Raw genomic sequence first — 19,888 nt, 5'->3', positions numbered from 1 at the left:
GCAACGGCCTTTTGTCGGGACGGGTTTTGAGCGGTTGCTTTCATATGTCCGGCCTCACATGATGATTGTAAGCGCCGACGGAAGGCGGCGTTGACGCAGGCTATTTGACTGATCTGCCCCCTTCTGAGTGGTCCAAAATTGATGATATTTTGGATGACGAAGGAGACAAGGAATGCCGAGCAAGAAGCATCGCCCGGAAGAGATCATTGGCAAGCTGCGTGAAGCTGAGGTTGTGCTGGCGCAGGGCGCCACGACTGCGGAGGCGTGTCGGCGGATCGCGGTCAGCGAGCAGACCTATTACCGGTGGCGTAAGGAATATGGTGGCCTGAAGACCGATCAGGCGCGTCGGATGAAGGACCTGGAGAAAGAGAATGTGCGGCTTCGCCGCGCGATCTCGGATCTGACGCTCGACAAGCTAATCCTGCAGGAGGCCGCCCGGGGAAACTTCTGAGCCCCGCGCGTCGCAGGCGCTGTATCGACCACATCAGAACGATGATGCCGGTGTCCGAGCGGCGGCTGTGCCGTGTGCTCGGGCAATACCGATCGACACAGCGCAAAGCGCCTCGCGGGGCAGATGACGAAGCGGCTCTCACCGAGGATATCATTGCGCTGGCGCGGCAATATGGTCGTTATGGCTATCGCCGGGTGACGGCGTTGCTGCGCGATGCGGGGTGGCATGTGAACCGCAAGCGGGTCGAGCGCATCTGGCGACGCGAGGGGCTCAAGGTGCCGCAAAGGCAGCCGAAGCGCGGGCGGCTGTGGCTGAACGACGGATCGTGCATCCGGCTTCGGCCCGAGTATCCTGGCCATGTCTGGTCCTACGACTTTGTTGAGGGGCGGACGCACGATGGGCGTAAATACCGTATCCTGTCGATCATCGACGAGGCGAGCCGGGAGTGCATGGCGTTGCCCGTGGCGCGCAAGCTTAAGAGCGACGATGTGCTGGCGGCGCTGGCCGAACTGTTCGTCACGCGCGGGCCACCAGCGCATATCAGATCCGACAATGGCCCGGAGTTTATCGCTACGGCGGTACAAGAATGGCTGGCCAAGGTCGGCGTGAAGACGCTCTGCATTGCGCCCGGATCGCCATGGGAAAATGGCTATTGTGAATCGTTCAACGGGTCGCTGCGCGATGAACTGCTCAACGGCGAGATCTTCTACTCGCTAGCCGAGGCCCGGATCCTGATCGAAGCGTGGCGGCGACATTACAACACCGTCCGGCCGCATAGCTCGCTCGGGTATCGACCGCCCGCGCCGGAGGCCGTTCCATCTCCAGTGTCGCCCTCCGGTTCCGCTTCGCTCCACCTACGGCCAACACTGGAGATGGAGGCGTCAATGCACTAACAATCCGCTCGGACCACTCGGTGGGGGCCGGTCATGACCTTCCACGTGCGCGGCGCCCATTTCTTCGCCAGCACTGCGAAGCGGGAGTGGGTCATGTCGATGTCAGGCTGGGCGTTGGGATCATGGTCGTCGCCCAAGGCATCGAGCGCCTCCTCATGATAGTCATGGGCCGGATCTGCGAGTGCTTCCAGTTTCTAGGTATAACCCCAAGGTCCACCTGAGTCCTCGGGCGGTCGCATTCCGGTGGCTTCGATGAGGCGTGGATAGCAACCGTGGCGTCCGCAGGCGCGATGCCCTCGGGACTGTCAGGATTTCCGTGTGTGGGCGGGCATAATGGGTAAAAAGGAGTCCCACTATGTCCCGACGCAAAGAGTCTGCGATTCCTAACGAGCTACTGGACCAACTGCTGGCAGGCGGAGCCGCCAGCGCGGCGTTTGAGCAGGGTGGTCTGCTCGATTCTCTGTAACCCTCCGGCGGGTCTTACGATTACCCATAAGTATTTGAATCACTTATCAAGTCGTTGTTGAAAATTGTTGAATCGGATGAGTCGCTTATGATTCATTCACGAGCACCATGGTGTGTTCGTGAGGTGCCCTGTGCAGACCAAAGGCGAAAAACTGCCCTCTCTGGAAGAGCATTGGTCCCACTGCGAGATCGATGAGAGTGCGTTCAGTGACGCGCGTCTTGGGCGCCGATGCGGAGATCTGCTTTGTCGACTGAGTGACCGAATGGGAGGAACGATTCCCCTGGCATGTCAGGACTGGGCAAGCACCAAGGCAGCATATCGGTTCTTTTCCAACCCCAAGGTTGAAGAAGGGGATATCCTGGCCGGCCACTTTGATGCGACCAGACAGCGTTTCGCGGTGACGGATGGTCCCATCTTGGTGCTCCAGGATACGACGGAGTTCACATATCAGCGCCGCAATTCACATGCTGTCGGTTTTACCAAGAGCGTCAACAGCGGTCGCGATAAGGCTGGCCGACTCCGTCACCACACGGTTTGTGGAATACTGATGCATTCGAGCCTGGTCGTGACTGAGGACGGTCTACCTTTGGGGCTTGCTGCGGTAAAGTTTTGGAACCGCGACAAGTTCAAGGGCACTGCTCAACTCAAGCGTAAGATCAATCCGACCCGGGTTCCGATAGAAGCAAAAGAGAGCGTGCGCTGGCTGGACAATCTGCGTCAATCGATGACTTTGCTGGGACAGCCCGACCGCTGTGTCCACGTGGGTGATCGGGAAAGCGACATCTACGAACTCTACTGCCTCGCCAAGGACCTAGGAACGCACTTCGTCGTCCGCACCGTCGTTGACCGATTGGCAGGCAACGGCGATCACACCGTAAAGAGCGAAATGCGCGAAGAACCGAGCGCCGGTACGCACAGCATCGAAGTCCGGGGCGACAACGATACCGTCGAGCAGGTAACCCTCGACATCCAGTATAAACGGATCCTCGTCCGCCCGCCGATCGGAAAGCAGAAGCGGTACCCGGCACTCGATCTGACAGTGATCCATGCTTCGGAAGTCGGCGCTCCGCCGGGTCGAAAGCCAGTCCTGTGGAAGCTGGTTACCGATCTGGAGGTTAGCAGTCTGGAAGAGGCGATCGAGAAAATCCGCTGGTACGCCATGCGCTGGAAGATCGAAGTCTTCCACAAGGTCCTGAAGTCTGGATGCCGTGCCGAAGACGCCAGGCTGCGCACGGCCGATCGGCTTGCCAACCTAGTGGCGCTCTTCTGCATCGTCAGCTGGCGTGTATTATGGATGACCATGATGGCTCGCGCCGCACCAGACGCCAGTCCGGCAATCGCGTTCACCACATCGGAGATCAACATCCTTGATCGTCTTGTTGGCGATAGCGGAAATCGCCGAGCAAAGAGGGGCACGATCCAGCTCTATCTCACCAAACTGGCCCGTCTCGGCGGTTATCTCGCAAGATCTTCAGACCCGCCCCCAGGTAACACTGTCGTCTGGCGCGGCCTACGTCGACTTGCCGACATTCAGATCGGCGTGGGGCTCGAAACTTATGGGTAATCGCAAGCCGGCGGGTCCCACCTTGTCTGGACGGTGAGTGACCGGTCTTGAGTGTGCTCTTGTCCGTCGTCAGAACATTCGGCACAACTCTCGGCGTAGATTAGCGGAGTGCGGGCCTCGTCTGGGGGTTGATGTTAGTCGGCGAGCTTGCGGTGTTGCAAGCGCCGATGTTCGAAGGTCTGTCGCTTGATCCTTTCACGCTGTTGGATGATCGCCGGCGCCCTGCCTAAGTAGGCATCGGCGGGCGTCACGTTGTTCAGGCTCTCGTGGTAACGCTGGTGGTTGTAGTGCTCGACGAAGGCCTCGATCTGGGCTTCGAGGTCGCCGGGCAGGAAGTAATTTTCCAGCAGGATGCGGTTTTTCAGGGTCTGGTGCCAGCGTTCGATCTTGCCCTGGGTCTGGGGATGCATCGGAGCGCCGCGCACATGGCTCATTTTCCGGGCCTCGATATATTCCGCCAGTTCGCCCGCGATGTAGCTGGGGCCGTTATCGCTGAGCAGCCTGGGCTTGTGCAGCACGGTGGCGCTGTCCAAGCTCGAGGCCTTGAGCGCGAGGTCCAGCGTGTCGGTCACGTCCTCGGCTCGCATGTTGGTGCACAGCTTCCAGGCAATGATGTAGCGCGAGAAGTCGTCGAGCACGGTCGACAGGTACATCCAGCCCCAACCGATGATCTTGAAGTAGGTAAAATCAGTCTGCCACATCTCGTTCGGCCGGGTGGTCTTGGTGTGGAACTGATCGGCGGCCTTGATCACGACATAGGCCGGGCTGGTGATCAGATCATGGGCCTATTTTGTTGAAAAACTTGCGCTTGAAGTGGCGCTGAAGGTCTGATTCACTCTGCATAGGCGAGCGGAGATGATCCGATGATGGGCGAGCGGACGGTGGCGCAGGAAGCGCTGTTCTACAGCTTCAATCTGGAGCGGCATGTGCCGCCGGATCATCTGCTACGCTCGATCGACCGGTTCGTGGACCTGTCGGATATCCGCGAGCACCTGCGGCCTTATTATAGCGAGACGGGTCGGCCATCGATCGACCCAGAGTTGATGATCCGGATGCTGATCATCGGCTATTGCATGGGCATCCGGTCGGAGCGACGGCTGTGTGACGAGGTGCATCTCAACCTCGCCTATCGCTGGTTCTGCCGGCTGGGGCTGGAGGGCGACGTGCCCGATCACTCGACGTTCTCGAAGAACCGGCATGGACGCTTCCGCGACAGCGATCTGCTGCGGCAACTGTTCGAGATGACGGTGGCGCGCTGCATGGCCGAAGGACTGGTCGGCGGCGAAGGCTTTGCGGTCGATGCGAGCCTGATCCGGGCGGATGTCCACCGGCAACGGTCGGTGCCGGGTGAAGAGGGCTTGCCGCCGGAAGCGGTCGGTCGTGCGGTCGCTGAGTATCTGGACGTGCTGGACGATGCGGCGTTCGGCGGTGCAACGCCGGTGACACCCAAGCGGATCAATCTCACCGATCCAGCCTCGCGCTGGACCGCCGCCACGCGCGAGGCGGCCTTTTACGCCTACAGCACCAACTATCTGATCGACCTCGATCATGCGGTCATCGTCGATGTCGAGGCGACCACCTCGGTGCGGCAGGCGGAGGTGACCGCCCAGCGCAGGATGATCGAGCGAACGCAGGATCGCTTCGGCATCTGGCCCGAGCGCCTCGTGGCCGATACCGCCTATGGCTCTGCCCCCAACCTGGCCTGGCTGGTCGAAGAGATGAGCATCGAGCCGCATATTCCGGTGTTCGACAAGTCCGCTCGGACTGACGGCAGCTTCGAGCGCGCCGACTTCGTCTATGACCATGATGACGACAGCTACATCTGCCCGGTCGGCAACCGCCTACGGCGTTCCAACCGCAACTTCAGCACGCCCCGTGATCGCGTCGATAAGGACGGTTCGATCCGCTACCGCGCGCGTCAGCAGGACTGCCAGAGCTGTGCTCTGCGCCAGCGATGCACGCCCAACATGCCCGCTCGCAAGGTCACCCGATCGATCCACGAAGGCGCGCGCGATCTGGCCCGCGACATCGCCACCACCGACGCGTATCTCGTCTCACGTCGCCAGCGCAAGAAGGTCGAGATGCTGTTCGCCCACCTCAAGCGCATCCTGAAGCTGGATCGCTTGCGCCTGCGCGGCCCCAATGGCGCAAGAGACGAGTTCCACCTCGCCGCAGCGGCACAGAACCTCCGCAAAATGGCAAAGATCATCCCGATGGCCAGGCCCGCACCGGCCTGATCGGCAAAGGACGTCGCTCGCGTCCATCGCGAAGCGCAGTCAAACGGTCTCGCAGCTGACTTCTTCAACAGAATACGCCCTTCAGCAGACGGTAAACCGTCGATTCCGACACGAAGTAGCGCTTCTCGTCGGTGAAGCGCACCGCCAGTTCGCGGGGGCTCAGATCGGTCTCTTCCAGCGCCAGTTCCACGATCTGGTCCTGGATGTCGTCGCCGATGCGGTTCCACACTCGGCTTGGCGCCGACGGCCGATCCTCCAGCGCCTCCGGCCCGCCTTCAAGGTAGCGATCATACCAGCGGTAGAACGTCCGGCGGGCGATACCGAGCTTATCCAGCGTCCGCTTGGCGGGCAGATGCGACTGCTCGACGATCCTGATGATCTCGAGCTTCTCAGATGCGGGATACCTCATTCGTCGTCGCCCCCATCCGCGATCATGCTTTTTTTGAGCAGACGGTTTTCCAGCGTCAGGTCGGCCACGCATTCCTTCAGGGCACGGGTTTCGCGGCGCAGGTCGTGCACCTCGCCGGTGGTCGCAGCTCGGGCGGTATCGCCGGCCAGACGACGCTTGCCCGCTTCCATGAACTCCTTCGACCAGGTGTAATACAGGCTCTGGGCGATGCCTTCCTTGCGGCACAGCTCGGCGATACTGTCTTCGCCGCGCAGCCCCTCCAGCACGATCCTGATTTTGTCCTCTGCAGAGAAGTGCCGGCGCGTCGCACGCCGTATGTCCTTCACCACCCGCTCAGCTGGGGCCTTCGGCGCCGATTTTTTCAAGGAGGATTTGGGCTTCATCTTCGTTCCTTCGTCACTACGACGAAGCCCAAATCCTCCTTAAATCACAACCTCAAATCTGTGCCATTGGCGCTGACGGCGGACAATGTTAGGTGTATGGCCTTAATAATTCAATGCGCCGGCAACTGCAACTCGTGGCCCCAAATGCTCGGTGCGTCATAGAATCCAACATGCCAACTTTCCAAATCTCCAATCACCTGGCCACCAAAGCCCAACTCAACTGCAAAACCAGCCGGTGCCATCATGTAGAAGGAGTAGACCTTATCATTGGAGTGCTGGCCAATTGTCATGAGGACATCATAGCCCAAGCGCTTGACCGCTGCGAACGCGCGATCAACCTGCTCTTTGCTCTTGGCTTCTAGCATCAGATGATGAACCATACCTGGCTTAAGACCGAGCGCCGGTGCCGAAAGTGCAACGGTGTGATGACGCTGGTTGCAGTGAAGGAAGAAGATGTCGGCTTCAGGCCAAGTTACCCGATCACTGAGTCCGAAGCCCAGAACATCAGTGAAAAAAGATTGAGTCTTCGCCCGATCAGCCACGATCACTACGAGGTGCCCCAAGCCGAAGATGCCGTTCGCTTCTTCACCACAGACGAATAGAGACTCGAGCACAGGGTCGGTGGGAAACGACGATTCGACATACAGTTCATGGGTAAAGCCATCGTTATCGGCGAACTGTCGAACTTGGGCGGCCGCGCGATCTGCGGCCAGTTCCGCATCAGCCGTTACGACCGAATAACATGCCTTCTCCACCTGTTCCGCTATCGCCGCCAGATCACTAGGGTCTACATTCCAACCGATCGCCGCAAGGCGGTTTGCGGGGCCAGGATCGAGCCTGATACGGAAAGGTCGGCCATCAAGGCGAACAAGAGCGCGTCCGCCTTCATCACGCTCCACCACAGCACCGATGATATCTTGGTATACGACTACCATTTGCTCCAGAACATCAGCCCTACATTCAAAAATAAGGTAGCCAAGTTGTTTTACTGACATGACGATAACTCTCCTTTTGCTCCAAAAACAATTGTGGCTTAACTGTTTTACAATTTGTCCGATTGACTAAAGGCGATTGAAGTCACGCTACGTTGACGAGGGAAGGCCTAGACTGGTCCTTCGAGTTGAGCGCCGTCGCCGATGTTGGTCTTTCACTCGGAATGAATTGAGGTCCAGTCGAGTTGTATATGGCCTCGAACTGATCATTGGACATGCGTTGGATGCGACTATTCGTAAGGCGGACATGCTTCGTAGCAAAGCTACCGGCTAGATCCGAATCACCATCGAGTATCGCGAAGAGGATCTCCCGGTGTTGTGAAATCGACATCAATATTTCGTTGGTCGACAATAATTTGAGGAATCTTTTGCGATACCTTGATCGCCGGAGCTTGCGCCATTCCGTTGACATGACGAAACTTCCCGAAAGATCCATAACCGTTGAGTGGAAACTGGTGTCATGTTCGACCATACCCTCGGGCGATGGATGCGCTTCGAGCATAGAGCACTGATCGAGCAATGCGAGAACCGCTTCACGCACACCCGGTTCGTTAACCCGTTCCGCAGCCCTGTGTGCAGCGAAGGATTCAAAAACTGCCCTGACCTGGAGAAAATCCGAGAGATCCCCGCGTGTGATAGCGCGAATCGAAGCACCCTTGTTCAGCTCGATCTCTATCAAACCATCGGATGCAAGCCTGTTCATCGCCTCACGCACCGCGCCGCGACTAACTCGGAGCTCCTTAACAAGTTGCGCTTCGATCAACCGTTCGTTCGCGCTGTACTCCCCCGATGCAATCCTGCTCGAAATCACATCATAAGCGATACTCGCGACCGAACGCTTGGCAGCGGCATCATTGTCCAATTTTCCACTTGCTTGCCTTCCGCTCATACATTCACCATTGCAGCTTCCCTAAAATCGTAGGACATAAATCGTGGCAGAGTCAAGTGAGCGGAATAAGCCCGCCCATGACGAAGGATACCGTTGGTTTGTCCGGATAGGCAAAGGCGCGCGCAATTTACCAGAATTTTTGACACTCGTGAGAGGCTAACGATTTGGATTAGCATATTAATTTACCAGCTGCGTCACAGGCAACGTTGGAAACCCCCGCGCTCAGCCGCGGGCGTATATGTATAGATGCACGGCTGTTTGAAGAAAGGTATGTAGGTTTTACAAGCGCGTGCCTCACGCGCCGAAGGGGTGCTTTCACGCGTTATTTTGCGGCGAAAAATGCCTTTTGTCCGACATATATATATGTATTTGCCACGCGTTTCCCTAGCTTCCCTATGCGCAGGCGCCATTCCAGATACCCGTGGAATCAGTCTGGGCCCCATTCGCAATGGTAAGAACCTGCATATATATTGCCACATAACCATCGGAATTATAGCAGGAATATGTCTTAGAGTCGGTTTCGAAACTCACGCTGATCGCGCCAGTCTGCGGATCATGAGCATGGCAGCGGCGGCGTAGAGGAATGCTGCGGCGGACTTGAGGGTTGCCTCGACGTCCTTGGCGAGACGGCGATTTCGGTTGATCCATGCGAAGAAGCGTTCAACGACCCAGCGCCTTGGCAGGACGACGAAGCCGGTCTGCCCGGTGATTTTGCTGACGATTTCAACGGTGATGCTGGTAGCCTGCGTGACGCGCTCATGGTTGTAGCCGCCATCGGCCCAGACCTTCTCGATGAACGGGAACAGGCCGCGTGATATTTGCAGCACTGCACCACCGCCATCACGATCCTGGACATCGGCGGTGTGAGGTTCGACCAGCAGCGCCCTGCCATCGGTATCGACCAGGGCATGTCGCTTGCGCCCCTTGATCTTCTTGCCGGCGTCATAGCCCCGTGGGCCGCCGCTTTCCGTGGTCTTGACGCTCTGACTGTCGATAATGGCCGCGCTCGGGCTGGCCTCGCGCCCCGTCCGTTCGCGGTCGGTCATCACCAGAGCATGGTTCATTCGCTCGAACACTGCTTCGTCGCGCAACAGGGCAAACCAGCGGTAGACTGTCTGCCACGGAGGAAAGTCTTTCGGCAACAGTCGCCAGGCGATCCCGCCGCGCAGCACATAGAATATGGCGTTCACGATCTCGCGCATCGGCCATTCCCGCCGTCGCCCGGTCGAACGTGCCTCGGGCAGAAATGCGGCGATCAATCGCCACTCCGCATCACTCAAATCCGTCTGGTATCGCTTCGCCACGCGCGTATGCTGCGCGCGGGTGGCCGGGGTCCACATGCCTGTCTCCGAGATGTCTGCAAACTCCCGGAATCACATGAACCTCGGCCGCTCAACCCCTTTCGAAACGGCCTCTTAAAGAATTTAGCGACCTCATTGATTCACGTGAGAGCGTACGGCAACCGCTGGCGAACGAAAGCATCGCAAGCCAACTGCCCGAATTCCAATTAAAACTCATTCCGTGCTATCGTACGACGATGATGAATTCTGGCGCTAGATTCATTAAGAGACTGATAAAGCATGATATACGATGCATATCTCACGAGGATGCCTTTCATAAAACTCCCTAAGGGACGAAAATGCTGTTGACAGCTCCATAACGTCGGACGATGAAGGGGACCGGGACCCGTTTGGCGCTGACGAGGTCGCGGGGCGCACTGGCGTAAGGTGTTTGCTCAATTCAGTCGGGCGCAGGATGCAGGAGAGGTTGCATGGCAAAGAGAAATGCAGTTGACGTTGCTGATCTATTTGATCGCGACACTGGTGTGCTGAAGGCTAGTGCTTATTCGGATCAGGCGGTTTACGATCTTGAGATGGAGCGGATCTTTGCGCGATCCTGGCTGTTTCTCGGCCACGAGAGCCAAATTCCGAAGTTCGGTGACTATATCACCACCACCATGGGTGAGGATTCGGTGATCCTCAGTCGTCAGGGGGATGGTTCGTTCGCTGCGTTCCTCAATCAGTGCCGTCACCGCGGCAACCGCCTGTGCCTTGCGGACCGCGGCAACGCCAAATCGTTCCGCTGCAGCTATCATGGCTGGGTGTTCAATAATGCCGGCGGACTGGTGAGCATGCCGCACGAGGCGAACTACACTATCGACAAATCCGAATGGGGGGCGCCGCGTGTCCCGCGCGTCGAGACCTACAAGGGGCTGATTTTCGGCAACTGGCGCGCCGATGCGCCCGACCTGTTGAGTTCACTGGGTGAGGCGACATGGTACCTCGACGCCTTCCTCGACGCTAACGAAGGCGGGGTCGAACTCATTGGTCCTCAGCGGAACATCTCCTCCGCGAATTGGAAGTGGCAGGCCGAACAGCACGCAACCGATCATCTCCATGTGGCAGTTTCGCATTTCTCTGGCTTTGCCGCACTCGCACCCGAAGGATCGCCTCCTCGCTCGTATGAACATATCTTGCATCCAGGCGAGCAAGGACATCAATTTGCCCTTCCAAAACTCGGCCATGCATCGTCGGGTTTCTTCAAGAATATGAACGACGGCGACGCTGCGATGTTGCAACAGTTTCCACCGCACCCGGCCCCTGAATACTATTATGGACCCGGGCGAGACATCATGCGGGAGCGATTGGGTGACATCCGCACCGATCATATGGGAACGTTGGTGATGACGGTGTTCCCGAATTTTTCGCTCAATCGTGCCGCTCATTATCTGCGCGTCTGGCAGCCGCGCGGTCCGCATAAGACCGAGGTCTGGAACTATGTGATCGTCGATCGGAATATGCCGCAGGAAGTCAAGGACGCGGTCGTTCGCGGTTGTACGCTGGCCTTTAACGCGTCTGGCCTGCTCGAACAGGATGATGCGGAAAACGTGGCAATGTGCCAGCGCGGCGTGAGCGAGGGGTATATCGCCCGCCAAACACATCTCAACATGGCGCTTGGGCTGGGCAAGGGTGGGCCGAACCCGGACTATCCTGGGACGATCAATGATGTCTATTCCGAAGAAGGCGGCCGAGCCTTCTACTCACATTGGCAGGACATGCTGGCGGGAGATGAAGCATGAGCTCTCAGGTTAAGACCACCGATGATCGGCTCCGGATCCAGTGGGAAGTCGAACAGTTCTTGTACGAGGAAGCCGCACTCCTCGCCGAACGGCGCTTCGAAGACTGGTACGCCCTGATCGCCGAGGACATCCACTATGCTGTCCCCGCGCGCGAGGTGCGGATCCTGAAGGATATCGACAAGCAGTTCCTGCCGCTATCGAAAGGCGCTCACTTCGACGACAATTATAAATCGCTCGGAATGCGCGTCAAGAAGCTCTACGATCACCGCACCTGGGTGGAAAACCCCCCGATGTACCAGCGTACCGCCGTCACCAATGTCCGCGTGCGCGAAACCGATGTCGCGGGTGAATATGAAGCCTACAGCAACATCGCCTTCACCCGCTCTCGCCTCGAAAAAGTCTATCCGCCGCTGATCGGCTACCGCCATGATCTCGTCCGACGCAGCGATGGGCCGCTAGGATTCAGACTCGCCAGGCGAACCGTCTACCTCGATCACGCCGTGCTCCCGGGATCCGGCATCTCAACCTTCCTGTAATTACAGGTACTAGGAGCAAAAATATTTCCAATATTGTGTTTGAAAAACCGTGGTGGAATATTATTGGATAATTGAACTGACTAAAAAGAAAGCTTTGAGCCAAGCCACACATCGAAATCCATATTTTGCCTATTCTGCAGTTGAGGTTAGATGCACAGATTTCCGTCGGCAGAGGGATGACGCTCGCTCAATTCATTCGAGAGTTAGCGGCCGAAAGATGAACAATATTCAATCAGGGCGCAGAATAAGTCGCCCGCGAAGTGAGGATAGAAATGACCCAGCTACCCAGCAATTTCATCGCAACTTGTGGATACCGCACGCATTACATCGAGATGGGTGAGGGCAAGCCACTGATCCTTATCCACGGCGGCGGTGCTGGCGCGGACGCCCGCGGAAACTGGGAAAAATTGTGCATGCCACTACTGGCAAAGGACCGCAGGGTAATAGCCCTCGATATGGTCGGTTTTGGCTATAGCGATGCACCCGATCCGGAAGGATTCGATTATGGTCTGGAGTGTCGCGTTGATCAGCTAATCGCCTTTATCGAGGCCATGAATCTGGTCGAAGCAACCGGTCCCGTGGATATCATCGGCAATTCCATGGGCGGGCGCACCACACTGGCTACCGCCATACGCCGCCCCGACCTCGTCGGTGACATGGTCCTGATGGGTAGCGCTGGGGTCGACCGCTCGATGGGCGGCGGGGTTGCGCCGCTGACAGAATACGACTTCACTTACGCCGGCATGGAACGTGTCGTCGCAGCGTTGACCAATGATCACTACATTCCGGACCCAGACATGGTGCGATACAGGCTCGAACTGTCACAGCGGCCTGCCTATGCCAAGGCCCTCAGCGCTACCTTCAAGGCGCTTGTAGCGCGATCCGGCCTGTGGATCGAGGATGAGAAAATTGCCGAGGTCCAGCACCGGACCCTTGTGGTTAACGGGAAGGCTGACAAGGTTGTCCCACCCGAACACGCCTATAAATTCCTCTCTCTCCTAACCAATTCAACCGGCGTCATACTCCCCCACTGCGGGCACTGGGCAATGATCGAGCATCCGGTTGCATTTGCTCATATTACTTCAGCCTTTTTCGCTCGGAAATTCTAGGGTCAGGACTCATTGATTGATCCAGAATATAACGGTCGCGGCGATGCAGATGGCGGACATGAAGGTATGGGCGCAACGATCGTAGCGCGTGTGGATGCGCCGCCAGTCCTTGATCCTGCCGAACATATTCTCGACTTTGTGCCGCTGTCTATAGAGCGCCGTGTCGTGTGGAATGGGCACTTTCCGGTTCCCCTTTGACGGGATGCAGGCCGTGATCTTGCGGTCGGCCAGTGCCGCGCGGAACCAGTCGGCGTCATAGCCCTTGTCGCCCAGCAGGACCTTTGCCTTCGGGAAGGCATCGATCATCAGTGCAGCGCCCTTATAATCGCTCATCTGCCCTTCACTGAGCAGCATGATGAGCGGTCGGCCTTTGCCATCGCATACGGCATGTAGCTTGGAGTTCAGGCCGCCTTTGGTGCGTCCGATACGTCGGGGAACATCCCCTTTTTAAGCAGGCTTGCCGCCGTCCGGTGTGCTTTCAGGTGGGTTGCATCGATCATCAACTGGTCGGGCTTGCCGCCCTTTGCTGCCAAGCCAGCGAAGATTTTGTTGAACACGCCGAGCCTGCTCCAGCGGATGAAACGATTGTAGATCGTCTTGTGTGGGCCATACTCCTTGGGCGCGTCGCGCCACATCAGCCCGTGCTTGATGACGTAAATGATCCCAGACACTATCCGCCGATCATCCACTCTTGGCACCCCATGAGACAAGGGAAAATACGGCTCGATCCGGCGCATCTGCGCCTCACTCAGCAGAAACGGAACATCCATCGGCAGCGCCTCCTAACGCTGCTATTGAATCAACCCATCACCCAATGCGCAAGCAATTTAACAGGTCCTGACCCTAGCATGCCGCTAAGAAATTTCACGAGTTCCGATCCGTTTGACCCCCAACATAAGAGGGTCGGTGGACAGGTTGTTTTTACGCCGATTCAGTTCGGTTTTCGCCGCGGCGACAGAACCTAGATCGGCAAGAAGGGGAGGATTAAAATAATGAAAGCTCGTATGTTTATCGGCGCAAGCCTTGTGGCTTTGACTGTTTCGTCACCGGTGTTTGCACAGGCAGGTGCGAAAACCGAAGTCAGTGAGCCGAGCCAAAATGAAGGCATTCAGGATATCGTCGTCACTGCACAGCGCCGCGAGGAAAGTACCCAGAAGGCAGCGCTGTCCATTGTCGCGTTTGGCGGCGATCAGTTGCGTTCAGCCGGTGTCACGGATGCAGGCAGCTTGGCGAAGCTTGCCCCGGGTCTCCAGATTTCTGGAGGCACGAGCAGTATGATTTATATTCGTGGCGTTGGCGATTACGGTGTCACGGCAACTTCGAATTCAGCTATAGCGACCAGCCTCGATGGCGTTGTCATTTCTCGCCCCCAAGACATTTCTGGCAACTTCTTTGATCTGCAGCGTGTCGAAGTGTTGAAGGGACCGCAAGGAACGCTCTACGGCAGAAATGCGAGCGGCGGTGCCGTCAATCTGATTACTGTGGCCCCCGTCCTTGGTGAATTTTCGGGCTATGCTGAAGTAAACCTGGGCGATTATGACCAGTATGGCATTGAAGGCGCCTTTAACGTTCCTGCGAGCGATGATGGCGCATTTCGACTGTCCTACAGTTTAAACCGCAGAAACGGCTATCTCTCGAACGGTGGGGACGACGATGATCGTGAGGCGGTGCGGTTCCAGGCCAGGTTCAAATCCGGTCGGCTGTCGCTGCGCGCGCAGCTCAATTATCTCCATCGCGGTGGGGTCGGTACGGGTTTTTCGGTTCTGGGCCGGTTGCCTGGAATGTCGCCGTGGACAGGCAACACCGATCCTGCTGCCGGCGCGGCGTATATTGCCGCAGCCACCGCTCAGTTCAATGGCGCACTGGCCGCGGGATGCAACCCGGCACCTAATGGTAACTGCCCGCCTCCGCCCTCCTTGATTGCGAATCCTTCCGACAGTCGGCTATTCCAGGATATCGAGACGTTTGGTGGGCATATGCAGCTCGATTACGATTTGGATTGGGCGACGCTGACTGTCATACCCGGCTATCGTCGCTCTACCTTGGCATTCTCGTCGCAGCCATCCTTTATGTATAACGTCGGCGGCGTTTATGACTCTGCTGGAAATAGGTCCAAAGGCGAATTATCTGACCAATATACTTTGGAAGCGCGCTTGGGTGGAGAGAGTGGCGTCCTGAAATGGGTCGCCGGCGGTTACTATTTAAAGGAAAAGCAGACGAACGACTTCACCATTCAAGCTGGGCCGATCCTGAACCAGCGGACGACAGGTGCGTTGACCACGCAAGCGTTTGCTGCCTTCGGTCAGTTGACCTTCAACGTTTCAGATCGATTCCGAGTGACGGGCGGAATTCGCTATACTAGCGACAAGCGTGTGTCGGATAGATTGGCCCAAGCTGCGATCTCTCCATCGGTCATTATTCCAGACCCAGTTATCTCCGGTCTACCGCCGATCCCTTGCCTTCCGGACGTACCAGTTCCGGGGGCCAACCCTCCTGGAACGAACTGTCGATTGCTGGCTGCTGACCCAACCATCTACAGAAGTGCAATCACTTTCAATAAGGTAACGTGGAAGGCCGGGATCGAATTCGATGTTGCGACTGCGAGCATGTTCTATGCCGATGTCAGCACTGGTTTCAAGGCGGGAGGATTTAGTCAAGCGCTTAGCTTGACTGACCCGACCAAGTTGCAATCCTATGCCCCGGAAACAATCACTGCTTATACCGTGGGACTGAAGAATCGGTTCCTAAACAATAGGCTGCAAATCAACCTTGAGGCCTTCTATTGGGATTATAAGAATCTGCAGCTTTCTGCACAGGGCCTTGATGGAGCCGGCCTCGTTACGATTCTGACGCAGAATGCGGGCAAGTCGACGATCAAGGGCGCGAGCGTAAGTCTTGAAGCAAGGCCGTGGCACGGCATGACGCTTCACGGAGCGGTGGATTATGTTGATTCGAAGTATGATAGCTTCGTGATTACCCAGCCGACGCAGTTTGTGCCACCGGGCCGGACTGGCTGCATCCAGACCTATTCTGGCGGATTTGCGACTGTGGATTGCTCCGGCTTCCCACTTGTGCGCTCACCGAAATGGTCAGGATCGGCCGGGTTCACGCAGTCATTTGACATGGCGAATGGCGGAACTGTTGCCCTTGGTGGTGACCTGTCGTTTGCCAGCAGTGCCTACCTTTTCACCGAGTTCCTTCCCATTCAAAAGCAGGGCTCCTACGCAAATCTCTCCGCTTCGTTGACCTATACGGCCGCTGGTGATCGCTGGTTCATTAGTGGATATGTCCGCAACATTACTGATGAAGTGATCTATACAGGCGGCAGTGGGCAGAGTTCCGCCTTCGTCCAGGGATGGGTATCGAGTAGTATAGCACCTCCACGCACTTGGGGTGTACGCGCTGGTCTCAAGTTCTAATTGGTTAGGCAGAGGCGAGCGGGGCGATTGTATTCGAATCGCTTTCCGTCATTGGCACAAAAATAGGAACGGACCATCCTCCTTAGCTCAATCTGATGCACCATCTCTCGGATGGGAGATAATAGTGATGCCCAAAGTAATTTATGTATCTGAAGACGGAAGTGAATTGGAAACGACCGTCGATGTCGGCGTCGATTTGATGCACGCAGGTCTTTATAATAGCATTCCTGGAATTCTAGGTGAATGCAGCGGCGGTCTAGCCTGTGCTACTTGCAGGGTTCGTGTGCCTGTTGAATGGCAATCTATATTGCCTCCTGCATTCCCCTCTGAAGCAGAACTTCTTGGTTTCTGCGACGAGGCGCCACCGGAGGCGCGGCTTTCATGCCAAATCAAAATGACCCAAGAGCTTGATGGCATCAGGCTCTTGGTGTCCAACAATCTTGATTGAACTTAACGATCCTCCAAAGTTATCCTTTTATTACAAGATGTAATCTCTAATGGGAGCTTGGCGGAAATGCGAATTTGTAGTCCACCTTACGGGAAGGGCCAAATCTCCAAATAATTTGCCCCCCCCCGCCCCGGGAAGGGGCAGATCACCCCCAAAAGAGTTCATATAATTAAATGGTCAGGTTGGTTGACTAAATTGAGCAGGCCGATTAGGTTTCGCATAATGTCGATATGCGAGAGGATCGGGATGCTGCCTTGTTCAGAGAAGAAGGTTTTCATTGTTGGTGGCGGGCCGTGCGGGTTGATGCTTTCGATTGACCTGTCGCGGAGGGGGATTCCCTCAATCCTGCTAGACGCCAAGCCGCGGACAGCGAAAAATCCACAAGCGAATGCAACCCAGGCCCGGACCATGGAGCATTACCGCCGGTTGGGCTTTTCGAAGGAAATCCGCTCTCTTGGCCTGCCGAAGGACTATCCGACGGATATTGCCTACTTCACGCGCTATTCGAAGCAAGAACTGGCACGCTTCCAGTTGCCATCTTCGGGCGATGCTGACGCCGCGATCCGCAAGATTGGGGGCTCGTGGACCGGTGCCGAACTGCCCCACCGGGTTCCACAGATGTATGTCGAAGAGGTTCTTCGCCGCCATGCCGAAGCGAGCGAGTTGGCGTCGGTCAACTACGGCTGGCGCATGATCGACTTCGAGCAGGGCGCCGACGGCGTGAGCGCGACCGTGGAAGAGGCCGCAACCGGCAAGCAACAGAAAATAAGGGCCGAGTACCTAGTGGGAGCGGATGGCGCGCGAAGCATTGTCCGCTCGGCGCTGGGGATCAGTTACGCAGGCGAGACCGGCGTCCATAGAGACTTCTTCGGTGGAACGATGGTGGCACTCTATCTTCGCGCGCCGGACTTCTACGATCAGGTTAAGGCTTCGCGCGCGTGGATGTACTGGGCTTTCAATCGCGAGCGCAGATCGTGGTTGGCAGCGGTCAACGGCAAGGACGAATTCTCCTTCCATACGCAGCTCAAGCCGGGCGAGGACGCCACGATCGATGAAGCGCGTGCGCATGAACTTTTCCAGCAAGTCATGGGAATGGCGCTCGATATTGAAATCATCGACATGGGCACTTGGGTTGCAGGGCATGCGCTTTATGTCGAGCAGATGGTTTCTGGCCGCGTCATCCTTGCGGGCGACGCGGCTCATTTGTTCACCCCGGCGGGCGGACTTGGTTACAACACCGCAGTCGAGGATGCGGTTAATCTGGGCTGGAAGCTCGCCGCAATATTGAAGGGGCAGGCGGGGCCGGAACTTTTGGCAAGTTATGAATTCGAACGAAGCAAGCTGGCCAAGCGCAATACAGGCTATGCGCGCGGCCTTGCGGATTCGATCGGGAATTTCATTCCAAGCCCCGCACTGGAAGAGGATTCGCCGGAAGGTGTGGCAGCGCGGAAAGAAGCGAGCGACTATCTCAACACTCATGCGCGCAAGGAATTCAACATCCCTGGCGTAACATTTGGCGGACGCTATGATGGATCGGCGGTGATAGTGCCCGACGGCAGCGATGCGCCTCCAGATACGCGCAACGAATATATCCAAAGTGCAACCCCAGGTGGGAGGCCGCCACACATCTGGCTGGACGACGGGCGCAGCCTTTACGACACGTTTGGCTTCGAATGGACGCTGCTTAGGCTTGTACCCGGGGCAGGTGCCGGTGCCGATCTCATCGCGGCGGCGGAAGCGCGAGGCCTCGATCTTAAAGTGGTCGACGTGCCCACGAGCGAAGCGCGCGCACTGTATGAAAGCGATTGCGTCATCATTCGCCCCGACCAGATCGTTGGCTGGCGTCATCGTGAACCCTACGACGCCAACGCTGTATTCGACCAATTGCTTGGCCATGTTGCGTCGACGTCGCAAGTCGCGACGGAGGCTGGGGCTCTGTAATGTCGGTCGGGCGCTTCATTCACGAGACATTGCCGTCCCGGGTCCTGTTCGGTGTCGGGACGCTGGGCGGCTTGCCCGAAGAGGCTGAAAGGCTTGGCATCAAGCGTGCCTTGGTGCTGTCAACACCCGGTCAGGCGGAACAGGGGCTAGCGGTATGCGACCTGCTGGGGGTCAACGGCGCCGGGCTGTTCTCTGGCGCGCGTATGCACACGCCGACGGATGTTTCCGAGCAGGCCTGTGCGCGGGTACGCGAATTGGGCGCTGATGGTGTCATCGCGATCGGCGGCGGATCCACCATCGGACTGGCGAAGGCGATCGCATTGCGCACGGATTTGCCCCAAGTGGTCATTCCCACGACATATGCCGGATCCGAGGTGACTCCCATTCTCGGTGAGACCGAGAACGGGTTGAAGGTCACCCGGAGGTCGCTTAAGGTTTTGCCGGAAACCGTGATCTACGATGTCGAACTGACTCTTGGCCTGCCGGTGGCCTTGTCGGTGACATCTGGCCTCAATGCCATCGCCCATGCGGCCGAAGCGCTTTACGCACCAAACGTCAGCCCTGTCGTGGCAATGATCGCCGAAGAAGGCGTGCGGGCCCTTGTTGGAGCATTGCCGCGGCTAGCGAATGATCCCGCGAATGTGGTCGCACGGTCAGATGCGTTGGAAGGGGCTTGGCTGTGTGGCATTTGCCTTGGGCTTGTCGGCATGGCGCTACATCACAAGCTCTGTCATGTGCTTGGCGGAACATTCGATCTACCCCACGCAGAAACACACAGCGTCGTGCTCCCGCACGTGCTGGCGTACAACCTTGAGGTTGTGCCCGATGCGCGGAACCGCCTGGCTCGCGCGGTCGGCCATGCCGACCCCGCCTTGGCCCTGCATCAACTTGCCGCCAGGCTGGGTGCACCGACTTCGCTCGCATCGCTGGGCATGCCCGAGTCGGGCGTTGCTGACGCAGCACGCCTCGCAGTAGCGACCCCTTATCCCAACCCGAGGCCGTTCGTTGAAGACGACATCGCCCGGATTTTAAGCCATGCATGGGCCGGCAGCCTACCCTCCGTATTATAGAT

Annotated in this window: 14 protein-coding genes and 2 pseudogenes; 10 read left to right on the top strand and 6 right to left on the bottom strand. The window is 57.4% G+C overall.

The window, feature by feature from the left end:
- The first annotated feature begins 172 nt into the window (after positions 1-172).
- Positions 173-1,344 (top strand): IS3-like element ISSpwi1 family transposase gene (locus WFR25_RS25060; protein WP_086014484.1). Its coding sequence is split into 2 segments (ribosomal slippage): positions 173-437 and positions 437-1,344, totalling 1,173 coding nucleotides; the frame shifts between segments, so codons are not numbered across the junction.
- 578 nt (positions 1,345-1,922) lie between these two features.
- Positions 1,923-3,374 carry an IS4 family transposase gene (locus WFR25_RS25055; RefSeq protein WP_336971700.1) on the top strand — a complete coding sequence of 484 codons (1,452 nt, stop codon included), beginning with the start codon at positions 1,923-1,925 and terminating at the stop codon, positions 3,372-3,374.
- 134 nt (positions 3,375-3,508) lie between these two features.
- Here the strand turns inward: WFR25_RS25055 and WFR25_RS25050 are convergent.
- Positions 3,509-4,159, bottom strand: a pseudogene (locus WFR25_RS25050) (transposase); the annotation flags it as partial.
- A 78-nt stretch (positions 4,160-4,237) separates the two neighbouring features.
- Here WFR25_RS25050 and WFR25_RS25045 point away from each other — a divergent pair.
- The gene (locus WFR25_RS25045) at positions 4,238-5,611 is read left to right on the top strand and encodes an IS1182 family transposase (protein WP_011950396.1); all 1,374 of its coding nucleotides are present in this window, start codon (positions 4,238-4,240) and stop codon (positions 5,609-5,611) included.
- Positions 5,612-5,690: 79 nt separating this feature from the next.
- Here the strand turns inward: WFR25_RS25045 and WFR25_RS25040 are convergent.
- The 4 genes and pseudogenes from WFR25_RS25040 to WFR25_RS25025 all read right to left on the bottom strand — a co-directional run.
- Positions 5,691-6,403 (bottom strand): annotated as a pseudogene (locus WFR25_RS25040) (helix-turn-helix domain-containing protein); the annotation flags it as partial.
- 110 nt (positions 6,404-6,513) lie between these two features.
- A complete protein-coding gene (gene dbfB / locus WFR25_RS25035; RefSeq protein ID WP_011950841.1) occupies positions 6,514-7,398 on the bottom strand; it encodes a 2,2',3-trihydroxybiphenyl dioxygenase in 885 nt (294 codons plus the stop codon).
- Positions 7,399-7,480: 82 nt separating this feature from the next.
- Entirely contained in the window at positions 7,481-8,257 is a 777-nt protein-coding gene (locus WFR25_RS25030; protein WP_336975096.1) for a GntR family transcriptional regulator, read from the bottom strand.
- Positions 8,258-8,811: 554 nt separating this feature from the next.
- Positions 8,812-9,624: an IS5 family transposase gene (locus tag WFR25_RS25025; protein ID WP_011950708.1), complete on the bottom strand. Its 813-nt coding sequence runs from the start codon at positions 9,622-9,624 to the stop codon at positions 8,812-8,814.
- A 431-nt stretch (positions 9,625-10,055) separates the two neighbouring features.
- Here WFR25_RS25025 and WFR25_RS25020 point away from each other — a divergent pair, with 431 nt between their 5' ends.
- The 3 genes from WFR25_RS25020 (at position 10,056) to WFR25_RS25010 (ending at position 13,008) form a co-directional block, all read left to right on the top strand.
- Complete coding sequence (locus tag WFR25_RS25020) at positions 10,056-11,363, top strand: aromatic ring-hydroxylating dioxygenase subunit alpha (protein WP_336975089.1); 1,308 nt, start codon at positions 10,056-10,058, stop codon at positions 11,361-11,363.
- Positions 11,360-11,899 (top strand): aromatic-ring-hydroxylating dioxygenase subunit beta, encoded by a 540-nt coding sequence (locus tag WFR25_RS25015; protein ID WP_336975087.1) that lies wholly within the window; start codon positions 11,360-11,362, stop codon positions 11,897-11,899. Before WFR25_RS25020 ends, WFR25_RS25015 begins: the two co-directional genes overlap by 4 nt.
- Positions 11,900-12,171: 272 nt before the next feature.
- Positions 12,172-13,008: an alpha/beta fold hydrolase gene (locus WFR25_RS25010; RefSeq protein ID WP_041380337.1), complete on the top strand. Its 837-nt coding sequence runs from the start codon at positions 12,172-12,174 to the stop codon at positions 13,006-13,008.
- Positions 13,009-13,017: 9 nt separating this feature from the next.
- Here the strand turns inward: WFR25_RS25010 and WFR25_RS25005 are convergent.
- Positions 13,018-13,778 (bottom strand): IS5 family transposase gene (locus WFR25_RS25005; RefSeq protein ID WP_156028742.1). Its coding sequence is split into 2 segments (ribosomal slippage): positions 13,018-13,445 and positions 13,445-13,778, totalling 762 coding nucleotides; the frame shifts between segments, so codons are not numbered across the junction.
- Positions 13,779-14,000: 222 nt separating this feature from the next.
- Here WFR25_RS25005 and WFR25_RS25000 point away from each other — a divergent pair.
- From WFR25_RS25000 to WFR25_RS24985, 4 genes are all read left to right on the top strand, one after another.
- A complete protein-coding gene (locus WFR25_RS25000) occupies positions 14,001-16,427 on the top strand; it encodes a TonB-dependent receptor (RefSeq protein ID WP_011950846.1) in 2,427 nt (808 codons plus the stop codon).
- 127 nt (positions 16,428-16,554) lie between these two features.
- On the top strand, positions 16,555-16,875 hold the full coding sequence (locus WFR25_RS24995) for a 2Fe-2S iron-sulfur cluster-binding protein (protein ID WP_011950847.1): 321 nt from the start codon (positions 16,555-16,557) through the stop codon (positions 16,873-16,875).
- Positions 16,876-17,121: 246 nt separating this feature from the next.
- Positions 17,122-18,816 carry an FAD-dependent oxidoreductase gene (locus tag WFR25_RS24990; RefSeq protein ID WP_011950848.1) on the top strand — a complete coding sequence of 565 codons (1,695 nt, stop codon included), beginning with the start codon at positions 17,122-17,124 and terminating at the stop codon, positions 18,814-18,816.
- Entirely contained in the window at positions 18,816-19,886 is a 1,071-nt protein-coding gene (locus WFR25_RS24985; RefSeq protein WP_011950849.1) for a maleylacetate reductase, read from the top strand. Before WFR25_RS24990 ends, WFR25_RS24985 begins: the two co-directional genes overlap by 1 nt.
- Positions 19,887-19,888: the final 2 nt, after the last annotated feature.

It is taken from the genome of Sphingobium aromaticiconvertens (genome assembly GCF_037154075.1).
GTDB classification, from domain to species: Bacteria; Pseudomonadota; Alphaproteobacteria; order Sphingomonadales; family Sphingomonadaceae; genus Sphingobium; species Sphingobium aromaticiconvertens.
The sequence above is the reverse complement of the archived record's forward strand: the minus strand, read 5'-3'. Positions and strand labels throughout refer to the sequence as shown.

Bases quoted from the DNA above. Each gene is read 5' to 3' on its own strand.
- WFR25_RS25045 (WP_011950396.1), top strand. From the start codon at position 4,238: ATGATGGGCGAGCGGACGGTGGCGCAGGAAGCGCTGTTCTACAGCTTC.
- dbfB (WP_011950841.1), bottom strand. From the start codon at position 7,398: ATGTCAGTAAAACAACTTGGCTACCTTATTTTTGAATGTAGGGCTGAT.
- WFR25_RS25025 (WP_011950708.1), bottom strand. From the start codon at position 9,624: ATGTGGACCCCGGCCACCCGCGCGCAGCATACGCGCGTGGCGAAGCGA.
- WFR25_RS25020 (WP_336975089.1), top strand. From the start codon at position 10,056: ATGGCAAAGAGAAATGCAGTTGACGTTGCTGATCTATTTGATCGCGAC.
- WFR25_RS25015 (WP_336975087.1), top strand. From the start codon at position 11,360: ATGAGCTCTCAGGTTAAGACCACCGATGATCGGCTCCGGATCCAGTGG.
- WFR25_RS25010 (WP_041380337.1), top strand. From the start codon at position 12,172: ATGACCCAGCTACCCAGCAATTTCATCGCAACTTGTGGATACCGCACG.
- WFR25_RS25000 (WP_011950846.1), top strand. From the start codon at position 14,001: ATGAAAGCTCGTATGTTTATCGGCGCAAGCCTTGTGGCTTTGACTGTT.
- WFR25_RS24995 (WP_011950847.1), top strand. From the start codon at position 16,555: ATGCCCAAAGTAATTTATGTATCTGAAGACGGAAGTGAATTGGAAACG.
- WFR25_RS24990 (WP_011950848.1), top strand. From the start codon at position 17,122: ATGCTGCCTTGTTCAGAGAAGAAGGTTTTCATTGTTGGTGGCGGGCCG.
- WFR25_RS24985 (WP_011950849.1), top strand. From the start codon at position 18,816: ATGTCGGTCGGGCGCTTCATTCACGAGACATTGCCGTCCCGGGTCCTG.